Raw genomic sequence first — 13967 nt, forward strand, 5'->3', positions numbered from 1 at the left:
TGCTCTTTTCTGATTCTGTAGCTATTAAGTGCTAGTGGCTTCGCAAGATCCCTTCAAGCACATTGAACAACAAGTCGATCTCTTCAATCGAGTTGTAATGCATACAACCAATACGCACCACGCCCTGCTCTTCAATACCCAACTGCTTAACCAGCCCTAAAGCGTAGAAGTGACCGTTCCACACACAGATATTATGCTCACCCAACTTCTTAGCGATGAACTCTGGAGAATGGTTATCAAAGGTAATCGCAAACGTTGGAGTTCTTAGGTTTGAATCAAACTCGGTTTTCCCGTAAAGCTTTGCACCTTCAAGGTCGGCCAAGCGTTTAAGGAAGTACTCACTAAGTTGGCTCTCGTGCTTATTATACAGCGCGTAGCTTTGCTCTAAACGAGAACGCAATGAATCGGCTGGATCACCTAATTGAGCCAAGTAATCCACCGCCGCAATCACACCGGCAAGGCCTTCAAAGCTTTGTGTTCCTGTTTCAAATCGACCTGGGCCGATATTGGTTGCAGGCTCTACCTTGTAAGGCTTTAGAGTATGCAGCCATTGAGGCGCAACATAAGCAATGCCCACATGCGGGCCGAAGAACTTATACGCTGAACACGCTAAGAAATCACAATTCAGTTGCTGAACATCGATCAAGTGATGCGGTGCGTAATGCACAGCATCGACATAAACCTGCGCACCATGTTGATGTGCAAGCTCGATAACTTTCGCCATGTCGACAATAGAGCCAGTCGTGTTCGAAGCAAACGTCACAGCGACAAGCTTGGTTTTCTCGTTAAGAAGCGATTCAAAGTGCGCCATATCCAAACTGCAATCCGACTCGTCTACGCGAACTTGGCGAACAATCGCGCCTTTGTCGTCTGCCGCTTGCTGCCAGCTCGATACATTTGAGTAATGGTCTAACGCAGTGACGATAACCTCATCGCCCTCTTTCCAATCGCGGCTGATCGCTCGGCTAAGTTGGAAGGTCAGAGATGTCATGTTCGCACCGAACACAACGTTGCCAGAAGACTCCGCATTAAGCAGTGCTTGCGCCGCTTCTCGCGCTTGCTGCATTAAGCTCGTGGTCTTTTGGCTAGAAAAATAGTGACCGCCTAGGTTTGAATTGAAATGCCCTAGGTATTCGGTCATCGAGGCTAAAACATTTTCAGGCACTTGAGATCCACCCGGTCCATCAAAAAAGGTCACAGGCTTGCCATTATGATATTGGCCTAAAGCACTAAACTGTTGGCGTACATCATTAAGAGTGAAGGACATTGCGCGCATCCTTAGCCGTTAGAACAAACACATCCATATAGCCCATCTCATCGTGGTCTATGGTGCGAATCGGTTGTGCATTGTGCCAAAGCTTACTGTCTGCCAGCATCGCAACCTCGCCATCGCCTAACACCTTTCTAAAAAATGGCGCTTCATGTGAGTCTTGGTACAACATGATTTCACCACCCACAATGTTGTGTCGGTTCACACCGATTAAAGCGATGTGGTCAAAGCCGTCTTGGTGAACACCTTCTGGAGCAACCTGAGTCTCTTCAAAAATAGCGGCAATACGGATTTGATGGATTTCGATTTCTTGCCCGTCTTCAAGCCCGTTGGTTTCAATAAACAGTTCACACATTTCTTGCATGCCTTCACTGCTTAGAATATTCGCTTCAATCGGCTCGAACTGACGAACAACGTCACCTTGGAAGTGATTAATGTTTTCAGACTGAACAAAGTTATGTTTGTCTTGCTCAACGACTTGTCCATTACTGAATTGAACCACCGAGTACCTTCTCAATCGAAACTGGCCATCCGCATGCTCTGTGCTTGGTAGCTTAGAGAATGATGGTGACAACTCCTCAACCGCGTGGTTACTGAGGTGGGTAATATGTAGGGTATTTTCGTGAGCATGTAACATCATCGACTCCTTAATGATTGTTAATTTACTTTCGATATTTAACGTTTTATTTACATAAAGGATACTTGAAGATCTTGTCAAATCAACATTAAACAATCATTTATCCCGTCAGATTTAATAATTCAGACACTAAATCCAACTTGAAATTCAAAAGCAGTGTATAACACCAGAATAAAAGATGACCAACTCTTAAAACTAGCACACTCCACTAGCTAGTTATAAATCCCTACGAATTTGAATTTAACGATATTAAAAACTAGCAAGCTATGTTTCATATTGTGTCAGACCTTTCGCTTCAATACGCCAGCCTTATTGTATGAGTTCAGGCATCACGCTCGTCATCATTCATTTCTATGCTTTTGCACAGCAAAATACGACCTACCTATCAGTTGCCAAGCTATTGATTATTTACACAACAAACTGAAATTGGTTAATTTATGAGTAAGCCAGAAACCAAACGCCTTTGCTTGCGCGTCTGGAACAGGTCGAGTTCGGGGGGAACTCGGCCGCCCTCAAATCAATTTGCTTCCTTTCAGATAGCGGCTTCACTGTTCTTTCAGTTACGAAAACACTCAGCTTTAAACGGTGTGCTGCCAACTCGAATTGATAATGTGGTTTATGTGAATTGCTTGAAATGGAATATTGCGAGAGGAATTTACTTTGTGGTTTCTGACAACTAAGAGCACGAAGCATTTGATATCGATAATAACAACGGACGCAACTTCAAGTTCATCGGCAGGTATTCACCAATATTTGATGTTCTTCGCTAACACGTTTATGCCCCGTTGTAAGCCAGTGTAAAATTGAACCTGATTTCAACCCCTGCTATTTGACTTACTTTTCCTCATGCAGAGGTCTCTAACTTTGTTGCTAAATTAGCTAGTCAATGACGCTGACAGGTGGCCATAAATCAGGAGAGGCATAGGATGATAGATGCCGTTATCACTCAACTCTGTCGCATCATCTTGTAATCTGTAAATCTCACTCAGTGGCACAACCCACAAAATTTAGATAAACATGTCTTTTCATCTAAGTCGCTGTTTTAGTTTGATTTAATTAGACAGCGACACGTAGGTTTTAAAAACTATGTTACTTACAACTGGTAATATATTGTATTACTATATTATTGCGTTATCCCTGATTTTTTCGATAGAATATTGCTTTAAATAAATCAATTCTGCGCAGGTATTACAATGTTAAAATTCATAATGGGAATGCTAACTATAGTTTCATTTCATTCCATAGCTGAAACAAATTGGGTCCTATCTGATAAATTTTCGTGGAATCAAGATGGGGAAGTGTTGCTTGTTAAATTTGGAGAAAATGACGAGCCTGAGAAAATGGTAATGATAGAAGCTACAAGAGATATACACGGTAATTTCACTATGTTTTTTAATTACTTAGATTTTGAAGGTGACATCTGTGAATATGACCGAAAATCAGATAATCAGGGTCACGGTTACAATCTACTGCCAGAAATTCATACCCATTTTTTTAATGGACAACCAGTGAGGATGAGAGCTTTCTGTTCTCGCGGTCCGAATGATAACGCTGCTTATATGTACTTCAGACCCTACACAGATCCAGGAATGGATTTCGTTGCCGCGGAATTTAAAAAAAGTAACATTGTGAAAATTCAACCGAGCGTATGGAATAGCAATGAAGTTATCAGTGTAACGGGATCAGGCTTCACAAAATATTGGAATACGAATAATCTTAAAGCGTTATAACATTGCCTCGAGTAGTCAGTTCCTGAAACGCCATTTGGTTGTATGGCGCTCTGTAAATCCTATTGTTTTCATAACCTTTTATGTTCGGGAACGGCTTAGGGGGTACCTTCATTTGTCACTATATCGACAATGGTTTTTGCCCCTGTAGAACCATTGCTCGCCGCAAGAACCTCTTAATTATCAAAATAGTTTAGTGAATCCGACATCTCCAGAGCTGTCGTGGAAGTGTATATCTGGTCACTAAGCTATAGGTTTAGTGATACCAAAGGTAATCTTGTGAATGCTAATTTAGGAAAAGCGCTAAAACGTTTATGTCCTGTGGTATTTTTGAGCCGATCACGGCAAACACGCCTTTGCCTCAAGTGAGCCAGAGAAGGGTTGAACTCATTTTAAACCCTGCAACTTTCCTCATTCCTAGGGATCAACAATATAGCTAAATTTTCTAGTCCACAATAGACTGACCTTCAAACACAGTTACGCACGAATATGTTGTTCAAATAATTCTAAGCTATTGAATAGTAATGAACTAAAGGGAAGTTATTGATTGATAATGTGACTTGAATCGGAAGCAATGTGTGCTTGCACGCTTTTCAACTAGAAATTAGATCTAACCTTAACTATATGTATACTTTTTAGTTTGTTAGGTGTGTTTCTTGAGGTGTACTGAATACATCATTTCGTGCTGGCACGATATGAAATATGTTAGGGCTAAACTTTGTCGATAGTCAAATCGTCATGATATATTACCTATTACTTTCAAATACTTAAATTGTAGGGACATACTGTGTCGAATAAGGTAGCTTACAAAAAATCTAGAAAGGTAATTCTGAAGTTATTAAACGATAGCTTTCCGACTCCTGTAGATATAGATATTTTTTACATTGAAGGCGAGACTCCGCCCGCTGATAGAAAGCTCAAAAATTACAATGATGTCACGCGCTCATGGGATAACGGATATAGTTTTGATGATAATCCAATCCAGAATGAGCTCTATATATACAGAGAGACGTTGAGAGTTCTAGTGGATGAAGGATTGGTGAGTCATGAAACAGAAGATAAGGAAAATCGGAGACTTTACGTACGTTGTAAGCTGACACCTAAAGGACAGAATTCAAGTTTAGCAAGTGGTTCTGAGTTACTAATGCTGGAGCCAAACTTTTATGGTATTGGAATTAGGCTCAGAGTGCTGTTCAAGAAGTTGGGAGCCTTGTTTGGAATAAAGCCCTAACAATAAATTTAAACAGATTCGCAATGCTTGGCACTTTTGGTTTGAATTGGCTTAAGTGTTTACGGAAAAATGTTTTAGGTAGGTGGTAGCGTTGCTCACTACTTAATTTGGCGTTAGCCGTCATCAACCAATTTATAGTAAGAGGAATAGAATTGAGTTCTCCAATATTAGAAGCGCTTCCAGCGTTGCATGTGACAATTATCGGTGTAGTTGCTGCATTTTTCTCTGCTTTTGCAATTTATGCTTATCAAAAAGTAAATGACGCTAAGGAGAAATTAGAAGACGCTTTAAAACATAGTATGTCTGTTAGTACTCCAAATACTATGATGTTTAATGGCAATAATATTTACGTTAATGAAGATGGATCACTGAATTGGGATAACAGTGGCAAAGAAGCATTGAGAAGAGCAACTATGTTGTACTCATATTTAGATTATGAGGAAAAATATGGAATCCCGAGAAGTTCTCACCAAAGTGAGCCAAGTTCAGAAGATGTAATATCTGCATGTAATGAGCTTTTTTCACTTTTTACTACGATATTTACTACTTACCCATTTTGGAATAATAATTTAGTTCATATTGAAGGACAAACGGATAAAGTTGCTAAGCTATGCTCAAAGGAGTTTGACGCTAAACGTATTCAAGAGATGCACCGGATTGTTAGCTACTTAAATTGGACTTGGAATACAAATAACCGCTCACTAATGACTTTAGCAAGTTATGCCATTGAATTTACAAGACAGAAACAGTTAAAGGAACAAACTGAGATGTTTGAAAAACAAATGGCAGAAATGCCTTATAAAATGGATGAAAATGAAAAGCAAAAAATTTGGAAGCAGTATCATTTACCTCATATAAATAAGGTTACTGATTTTCAAGGAGTATTTGTTAGTTACTTTGAAAAGGCTCATGTTGTTGAAAAAGAGGTCATTCCATTATTGTCAGTAGCTATTTCTAACTTTAATACCTACAACGAAACTTTTCGTGTTAAAGAAACAACATTAAAAGTGATCACATTAATCATGTTCAATATGCTTTTTGGGGTTTTGCTGCCGTTAGTTACTCTTAACTTACTTGTTGGTGTTCAGTTTGAATGGTCTAATTTCTGGTTTAGTTCTTTTGAATATTTCGTACTGTTTTTAACAATGTTCCCATACTTGTGGGCTGGTAAATTCTTATACTATAAAGTTAAGAAATTAAATTTCGCATAAACGGCTAACAATCGCATCAACACGATTTGCTACACTCGGCATTGTCAGTTTGCCTTTATTTTCAGTGATTAAGACGCTAAAATTCAGCTAAGTCTGTATCGTAGCAAACGTGTTATGCAGGCGTTAAATGCACGAGGAAGTTATGGATAAACCGTTTCAGAGAATAGGCTCTAAATCCAACGCTCATGTAGGTCGTGAGTTCGAATCTGCTGCATCAAAATTTTTTCTGAGCCAAGGCTTAGAACTTGTTCCCAATCTGAAAGTTGAAGTCGGAATTTCAAACTTGAAGAAACTACATGCGTTCGACCTCGGTTGTATTGATCAACAAATCATTGTCGAGTGTAAGGCTCATAAATGGACAACAGGTGGTAATGTTCCTAGCGCGAAATTGACGGTTTGGAATGAAGCAATGTATTACTTTTATACAGCGCCAGCCGGTTTCAGAAAAATCATGTTTGTTCTTAGTGATTTCAGTGCAAAAAGAAACGAGACTTTAGCTCACTATTATATCCGTACTTATAAGCACTTAATCCCAAATGACGTCGAGCTTTGGGAATACGATGAGAACACTGAAAGCGCCTCGAAACTGTGCATTTAACAAGCATTTAAGGTTTTCAAGATACTTTTTCTAATCTTCTATAAACGATTTAGAGCTATAGGTCTAAATCGTTTTTGTCCAAAACTAAGTTAGCCCTTCCTAACTAACTTAGCTTGTCACGCTTACATGAGATCAACTATCTGCAGGATAAAGTTTAGTCGGGCCAAGAAACATGGATTGGTCGCTCGGAGCCAGAATTTGGGGTAAGCCATTAGATTTTTCTGTACTTCTTACGTACGTACAATGTACTTCTAATACAGGAACATTGGCTGCACCTGGATAGGCTGGTTTTTTCACTATACGGTCAATAGATAGTTGAGCTGAAGGTGGCAGTAAAAACTCCGCTTGAACAGCAATGGCGGAATCATTGCTCTTGAACCCCATAAGCTTTGACATATTCTCAAACCCTTGTTTCATTTTATTTATACGGCGATGTTCAAAAAATAGGGTTTTGCTTTTTTCGATTACATCGTTAACGTATTTCTTCTCATAACTAGCAACGCTATTAATAGAAGGGTCGTTTAAGTTCAATAGCCTAACGGCAGTTTCATCCAAGCGATTAGCGAGATTGGTACTATTGTAACCGCTGAAGGCACTAATATTGACACCTTGAGCGCGACGAATAATAAAATTCAGAATACCTTCAGTATTTCTGTAAACGGGGAAACAAGCACCTTCGATAAAACCTTTGTGAAAACTACATGACAAATAACGGCTACTTTTTATGGTACCGACTGGTCCTTTGGGGTTAGCACCGTTAACGATGTCATCCGCATACTTCCACCAAGCTGAATTCTGTGGGTTTGGTATGGTAATTTGACGGTACACTGGAACGTCGACATGCGACGTTGAATGTTGTCTCCACTTTTTGTAAGAATTCCAGACATCAACCGCACGACTATCAAGTGCTTTCGCTTTAGTTGTGTATCCCGTCATTCCTGTATTAAGAGCACTAGAATTAAACGTATAATAGGAAAGTGCTGTAACCATTTCCATTTGTTCTACTAATGCTCGAGCTTCGGAGTCGGTGACTTTCAATCTAATGCTATCAGGAAGAGACCAACTGTGACGCATGCTTAGTGCCACTTTGAATTGGTTAACAAATCCTCTCATCATGTTAATCCAATCCATTGGATTCTTATTCTGACGGCAATGTTCTCTATATGAGGTTTGAGTGATTTGTAACGCCATTTGGTGTAACGCATCTAGACACTCTTTTTCCACTGCTTCATTGATTTTTAAATATTTTAGTCGCTTGTCTAAATTACCGACTCCGACAGACCTTAATTGTTCGTAACGATATTCATCGTAACCACCAATTTCCATTCCAATTCCTTTATTTAATGGGTGTCTTTATTTAGGAGTATTTTTCTCACTTAGCACACCTCAATCGAGGTTTGAATGAAACTAAGATTGAAAATTAAACCTCTTCACGACAAAACGTAGATTAAGTTCTATAACTTGACAATACTGTTCTCCTTAATTGGATAAGGCGTTTTTTTTAATCCAACTGAGATCTAATAGTTCGGGTCTTTTATTGGTTAATTTATCAATTTAAATGATGGTTCGATTAGTTTTGGGAATAATCTTGTAAAAAGTGAGAGCTCACGGATTAGACAACTCTGTGAAAATCGTAAGTTGATAGCACTAATTGAATGCTATCAACAATATTAAGTGGGAAATTATCTAATAATGAAGTACACAAGTGGTGACTTCCCAAACATATTATTTGTTCAATAAACCTCCGAAACTCACTTTGTGTCCAATTGTGAGCTTCAAAATCCGTAACTCCCCTTGTGCAAACTAAAACATACAAGCTTCTTCAAGATCGATTTCAAAATCAACGGGCGGTAGGTTTACTAAGTGCTTGTTCGTTGTGTTTAGCAGTTCGACTTTCGCGGGCTTCCCTACTTCGTTTGTGTAGATAGTCGCTAGGTAAAGCTTGTCTGAATGGTGGAACGCATCATGAAAGCTCACTTCTCTGTTTAGCAAGCTGGCAAGCAATGGTTTGGTCACAGGAATGTAAGCCCACTTAATGCACTGGCCGTTGTCGTAGTCCCCACTCCAATACACCATAAACCTTTGAGTGTTTTCATTCTTAACCGAAAAGCACTTCGGCCCTAAGACGTCTTGATACACTTCCAGTAGTTCCAATTTGCCTAGCTGTGTGCCTGTTGGGAGTAAGTTCATTGCTCGTTCCTCATCTTTCTAACTTTGCCTATCAAACATTGCGTGTAATCTTATAGTTAAATACTGTTTTTATATACAGTTATTTGGGCGTATTTTGATATGGCTGTTCGCAATCGAAAAGGCGGCAGCAACAATCCTTGAAGAAGACGGTGGTTTCGCCGATCTTTAAGCTACGAAAACGTTTGTCTCCATTAAGTTCTAACGTATAACGATTAATTACACTTCAGCCCTTGTTTACACTTTTATTGCCTCCATATTTTCCATACAATCCTAAGCGATTATAAATAAAAACAATTTCAATTTCGGAGTCCTCATGAGCGACGTAAAGCACTGTAATTTATTGATTCTTGGTTCTGGCCCTGCTGGCTATACAGCTGCAGTTTACGCTGCTCGTGCAAACCTAAACCCTGTACTTGTTACGGGTATGCAGCAAGGTGGTCAGCTTACAACCACAACAGAAGTAGAAAACTGGCCGGGTGATCCTGAAGGTTTAACGGGTCCAGCTCTAATGGATCGCATGAAAGAGCACGCAGAGCGCTTTGAAACAGAGATCCTGTTCGACCACATTAACGAAGTCGACCTATCAAACCGCCCTTTCCGTCTTAAAGGCGATTCTGGCGAGTACACATGTGATGCATTGATCATCTCAACGGGTGCATCAGCTAAGTACCTAGGTTTAGATTCTGAAGAAGCATTCAAAGGCCGTGGCGTTTCTGCTTGTGCAACGTGTGATGGTTTCTTCTACCGCAACCAGAAAGTGGCGGTTGTTGGTGGTGGTAACACCGCTGTTGAAGAAGCACTTTACCTATCTAACATCGCGTCTGAAGTTCACCTAGTTCACCGCCGTGACACGTTCCGCGCTGAAAAGATTCTAGTGAAACGTTTAATGGACAAAGTAGAGAACGGCAACATTGTTCTTCACACTGATCGCACGCTAGACGAAGTTCTAGGCGACGACATGGGCGTAACGGGCGTTCGTATTAAAGATACTCAGTCTGATAAGACAGAAGATATCGAAGTAATGGGCGCATTCATTGCTATCGGTCACCAACCAAACACTGAAATCTTCAAAGGCCAAGTTGATATGAAAGATGACTACATCATCGTTCAGTCTGGTCTTGAAGGTAACGCGACACAAACCAGCATCCCAGGCGTATTCGCTGCGGGTGACGTAATGGACCACAACTACCGTCAAGCAATCACTTCTGCAGGTACGGGTTGTATGGCTGCACTGGATGCTGAACGCTTCCTAGATGGCCTTAACGATAAGTAAATCTGAGATTGCAGATTTGATTATCGGTGCTCTCGCCTCAGTAGATGCAGGGCGTCATCACACTTTGTTGTAAATCCCTAGAGCCCAGTGGTATATCCACTGGGCTTTCTTTTGTATACTAGCCGCCCTCAACGAATAATAATTATCATTAAGCCTTCATAATGGATAAGAAAAAACAACGCAGCTTGAATAAGTGGCTTAAGCAACAGAGCAGTTTAGCGAAACGCTGGCTCATGATTGCGATTGGCCTTGGCGTACTCTCAAGCGTGTTTTTAATTGCTCAAGCAGCTCTTCTCGCCTCTATTCTTCACCAGCTGATCATCGAGAATGTCGATAAATCTGAACTGGTTGGTCATTTCGCTGGCTTAGCACTATCGGTCGTTGGCCGAGCTGGGTGTACATGGGGACGTGAAATCGCAGGCTATCGCTGCGGTGAACAGGTTCGTATTTACATCAGGCAGCTCATTCTCGATAAATTACGAGAGCTTGGCCCTGCCTACATCAAAGGTAAACCTGCAGGTACTTGGGCAACCTTGTTGTTAGAGCAAGTAGAAGACATGCAAGACTTCTTCTCTCGCTACTTACCTCAGATGTCTCTGTCGGTGATGATTCCGTTTATCATTCTTGTGGTCGTATTCCCAGTCAACTGGGCGGCAGGTTTGATCTTCTTGATTACCGCACCACTGGTACCAATGTTCATGGCACTTGTCGGTATGAAAGCCGCTGATGCAAACCGTAAAAACTTTAAAGCGCTGCAGCGTCTTTCAGGTCACTTTTACGACCGTCTTCAGTCTATGACAACCATTCGTCTATTCGACAGAACAAGCTCAGAGACAGAAGTATTGAAAGGCGCATCTGAAGTGTTCAGAACGCGTACTATGGATGTGTTGAAAATCGCTTTCTTGTCTTCTGCGGTTCTTGAATTCTTCACCTCTATCTCAATCGCAATGACGGCGGTTTACTTTGGTTTCACTTACATCGGTGAACTGAACTTTGGTCACTATGGCGCTGGTATTACGCTATTCGCTGGTTTGTTCATTCTTATCTTAGCGCCTGAATTTTACCAACCTCTACGTGACTTAGGTACTTTCTACCACGCGAAGCAACAAGCAGTTGGCGCAGCCGAAAGTATTGTCGAGTTCCTAGAAACGGACATCACTAAGGTTAAATCAGGCAACACTCAGCTCGATCCGGCTCAAGGCATTAATATTGAAGCTACCGACCTAAAAGTGTTAAGCCCTGAAGGTGTGCAATTAGTTGGTCCTATCTCGTTTGCACTGAACACTCGCCAATCGACTGCGTTAGTTGGCCCAAGTGGTGCGGGTAAAACCAGCTTGATCAATGCCATCCTTGGTTTCATGCCTTATGAAGGAAGCTTGAAAATCAATGGTATTGAATTGCGCGAACTCGATTTGTCTTCATGGCGTAAAACCATAAGCTGGGTTGGTCAAAACCCATTACTACTGCACGGCAGTATTCGTGACAACGTCACTCTAGGTAAGCATGATATCGCTGACCAAGTTGTCGAGAATGCACTTGAGCAATCATTTGCTAGCGAATTTGTAAACGAGCACGGCTTGGATTACATGATCTCTGATCGCTCTGGCGGCTTGTCGGTTGGTCAATCTCAGCGTTTAGCTTTGGCTCGTGCAATGATTCAAGATGGCCAGTTCTGGTTGTTAGATGAACCAACTGCCAGCCTAGATACTCGTAGCGAACAGTTAGTGATGAAAGGCATCAATAGCAACATTGAAAGCCGTACTGCCCTGCTTGTGACGCACCAACTCGCTCCTCTTAAATCAGTCGATAATATTCTGGTTATGCGCGATGGTGGTCTGGTTGAACAAGGTCATTACTCTCAGCTTTCAACTGCGGGTAGTTTGTTCGAAGAGATGCTGAACGCGAACTTAGCTCAACAAGATAATAAGGGTAATTTAGATGCGTGATTTACTGCCTTACCTGAAACTCTATAAAAAGCATTGGTTTGGCCTGTCGCTAGGCATGCTATTGGCTTTTGCTACTTTGTCGGCTTCTATCGGCTTGTTAACGCTATCGGGTTGGTTCATTTCAGCTTCTGCGGTTGCTGGCCTTACGATTGCTCGTGAAACCTTTAACTACATGCTGCCGGGTGGCGGTGTGCGTGGTTTGGCAATGAGCCGTACTGCGGGTCGTTGGGGTGAACGTGTTGTTAGCCACAATGCAACATTCAAGCTATTAACCGATTTACGTATTTTCTTCTTCAAGAAGCTGGCTCCGCTGATCCCAGGTCGTATTTCAAACCTTCGTGACGCCGATCTTCTCAACCGTTTGGTTGCTGATGTTGATGCGATGGATCACGTGTACTTGCGTTTAGTCAGCCCTGTCACGGTTGGTGTGTTTGGGATCTTCTTCCTGACTCTGTTCTTGATGTGGTTCGATAGCTCACTTGGTTTGATCTTGGGTTCTATCCTTCTGATCATGCTAGTGGTTTGGCCAATCTTATTCTACAAATTGGGCAAGCGTAACGGCGGTGAACTAACACAGAACAAAGCCGATCTTCGTGTAACTACGCTAGATTGGATTGAAGGCTACAGCGAACTGACTCTGTTTGGTGCTGAAGAGCGTTACCGCAATGCGATTCTAGAGACGCAACGAAAGCTGATGGCGAATCAGTTTGTGAATGCCAACCTAACCGGTATGGCGTCAGCAGCTCTGATGTTGTTCAACGGTTTGACGCTTGTTCTTATGCTTTGGCTTGCCGCTGACGGCGTAGGTGGTAATGCACCAGACCCGTTCATCGCGCTAATGGCTTTCGCTACTATGGCAAGTTTTGAATTGTTGATGCCAATTGCAGGCGCGTTCCAGCATTTAGGTCAAACTCTGTCTTCAGCGCGTCGCTTAAACGAAGTTATTCTCTCTGAGCCTGAAGTTCAGTTTTCTGAAGAGAAGCTCGACATCAGCAAGCCGCTGGATATTACGTTCTCAAACGTGACGTTCAACTACCCTGATTCTGAGCGCAGTGTTCTGAACTCTGTTGACCTAACGATTCCTGCAACTCACAAGGTTGCGATTGTTGGCCAAACGGGTTCGGGCAAATCGACTCTGATTCAACTACTGACTCGCTACTGGGATCCAAAGCAAGGCCATATCTCTATCGCAGGTATCGGACTTACTCAATGGAACGAGTCACAGCTTCGTGAATCTATCAGTGTGGTAAGCCAGCGTGTCGACATCCTAAATGGTACTTTGCGTGACAACTTGTTGATTGCAAGACCAGAAGCAACCGATGATCACTTAGCGAACATCCTTAAAGATGTTGGCCTAGAAAAGCTGCTTGAGAACAACGCGCTTGATAGCTGGTTAGGTGACGGTGGTCGTCAACTGTCTGGTGGTGAGAAGCGCCGTATTGGTATCGCACGTGCCATTCTTCATGACGCCCCTATCCTACTGCTAGATGAGCCAACAGAAGGCTTAGATAAGCAAACTGAGCAGAGCATCATGACGCTGTTCGAGAAGCACTTCGAAGGCAAGACGGTTATCTTCATTACGCACCGTTTGATTGGTCTAGAGTCGATGGATTCTATCGTTCTAATTGAGCAAGGCGAGATTGTTGAAAACGGCTCTCACGAGAAGCTGTTAAACGAAGAAGGACGTTACTTCCAACTTCGTCAGGCAATCTAGTTAGCCCGCTTTCATCAGCACAGATAAGCAATTCAAAGCCCGAGTTTATACTCGGGCTTTTTTGTGTCTCTCACTTTTGACTCTCTATTCCGCCCCGTCAACCTGCAACCCACATCTGTTATTGATATAGGGCTTAGTGTCAAAATCGACATTCAAAATCATAGGTTTAG

11 protein-coding genes are annotated in these 13967 nt (G+C 41.9%); 7 read left to right on the top strand and 4 right to left on the bottom strand.

The window, feature by feature from the left end; genetic code table 11:
* Positions 1-31: 31 nt before the first annotated feature.
* Both QUF19_RS10280 and QUF19_RS10285 read right to left on the bottom strand, forming a co-directional pair.
* A complete protein-coding gene (locus QUF19_RS10280) occupies positions 32-1267 on the bottom strand; it encodes a cysteine desulfurase-like protein (RefSeq protein WP_286292774.1) in 1236 nt (411 codons plus the stop codon).
* Positions 1251-1907: a 2OG-Fe dioxygenase family protein gene (locus tag QUF19_RS10285; RefSeq protein ID WP_029225866.1), complete on the bottom strand. Its 657-nt coding sequence runs from the start codon at positions 1905-1907 to the stop codon at positions 1251-1253. The genes QUF19_RS10280 and QUF19_RS10285 overlap by 17 nt, the downstream gene beginning before the upstream one ends.
* 1193 nt (positions 1908-3100) lie before the next feature.
* On the opposite strand from QUF19_RS10285, the gene QUF19_RS10290 reads away from it, so the two are divergent.
* From QUF19_RS10290 to QUF19_RS10305, 4 genes are all read left to right on the top strand, one after another.
* Entirely contained in the window at positions 3101-3637 is a 537-nt protein-coding gene (locus QUF19_RS10290) for a hypothetical protein (protein WP_286292784.1), read from the top strand.
* Between the two features lie 784 nt (positions 3638-4421).
* Complete coding sequence (locus QUF19_RS10295) at positions 4422-4865, top strand: hypothetical protein (RefSeq protein WP_286292788.1); 444 nt, start codon at positions 4422-4424, stop codon at positions 4863-4865.
* 152 nt (positions 4866-5017) lie between these two features.
* Positions 5018-6076 (top strand): hypothetical protein, encoded by a 1059-nt coding sequence (locus QUF19_RS10300; protein WP_286292791.1) that lies wholly within the window; start codon positions 5018-5020, stop codon positions 6074-6076.
* Between the two features lie 142 nt (positions 6077-6218).
* Complete coding sequence (locus tag QUF19_RS10305; protein WP_286292793.1) at positions 6219-6674, top strand: hypothetical protein; 456 nt, start codon at positions 6219-6221, stop codon at positions 6672-6674.
* Between the two features lie 132 nt (positions 6675-6806).
* On the opposite strand, the gene QUF19_RS10310 is transcribed toward QUF19_RS10305, so the two are convergent.
* Together QUF19_RS10310 and QUF19_RS10315 are read right to left on the bottom strand one after the other, a co-directional pair.
* Positions 6807-8000 carry a hypothetical protein gene (locus QUF19_RS10310; protein WP_286292796.1) on the bottom strand — a complete coding sequence of 398 codons (1194 nt, stop codon included), beginning with the start codon at positions 7998-8000 and terminating at the stop codon, positions 6807-6809.
* A 477-nt stretch (positions 8001-8477) separates the two neighbouring features.
* Positions 8478-8864, bottom strand: coding sequence for a DUF6575 domain-containing protein (locus tag QUF19_RS10315; RefSeq protein ID WP_286292799.1), 387 nt, complete (start codon positions 8862-8864; stop codon positions 8478-8480).
* Between the two features lie 313 nt (positions 8865-9177).
* On the opposite strand from QUF19_RS10315, the gene trxB reads away from it, so the two are divergent.
* The 3 genes from trxB to cydC all read left to right on the top strand — a co-directional run bounded on the left by trxB (position 9178) and on the right by cydC (position 13797).
* Positions 9178-10137 carry a thioredoxin-disulfide reductase gene (gene trxB / locus QUF19_RS10320; protein ID WP_012603688.1) on the top strand — a complete coding sequence of 320 codons (960 nt, stop codon included), beginning with the start codon at positions 9178-9180 and terminating at the stop codon, positions 10135-10137.
* A gap of 161 nt (positions 10138-10298) precedes the next feature.
* Positions 10299-12083: a heme ABC transporter permease/ATP-binding protein CydD gene (cydD, locus tag QUF19_RS10325; protein ID WP_286292809.1), complete on the top strand. Its 1785-nt coding sequence runs from the start codon at positions 10299-10301 to the stop codon at positions 12081-12083.
* The gene (gene cydC / locus QUF19_RS10330) at positions 12076-13797 is read left to right on the top strand and encodes a heme ABC transporter ATP-binding protein/permease CydC (protein ID WP_286292810.1); all 1722 of its coding nucleotides are present in this window, start codon (positions 12076-12078) and stop codon (positions 13795-13797) included. The genes cydD and cydC overlap by 8 nt, the downstream gene beginning before the upstream one ends.
* Positions 13798-13967 lie beyond the last annotated feature (170 nt).

The organism is Vibrio sp. FE10, assembly GCF_030297155.1.
GTDB classification, from domain to species: domain Bacteria; phylum Pseudomonadota; class Gammaproteobacteria; order Enterobacterales; family Vibrionaceae; genus Vibrio; species Vibrio apostichopi.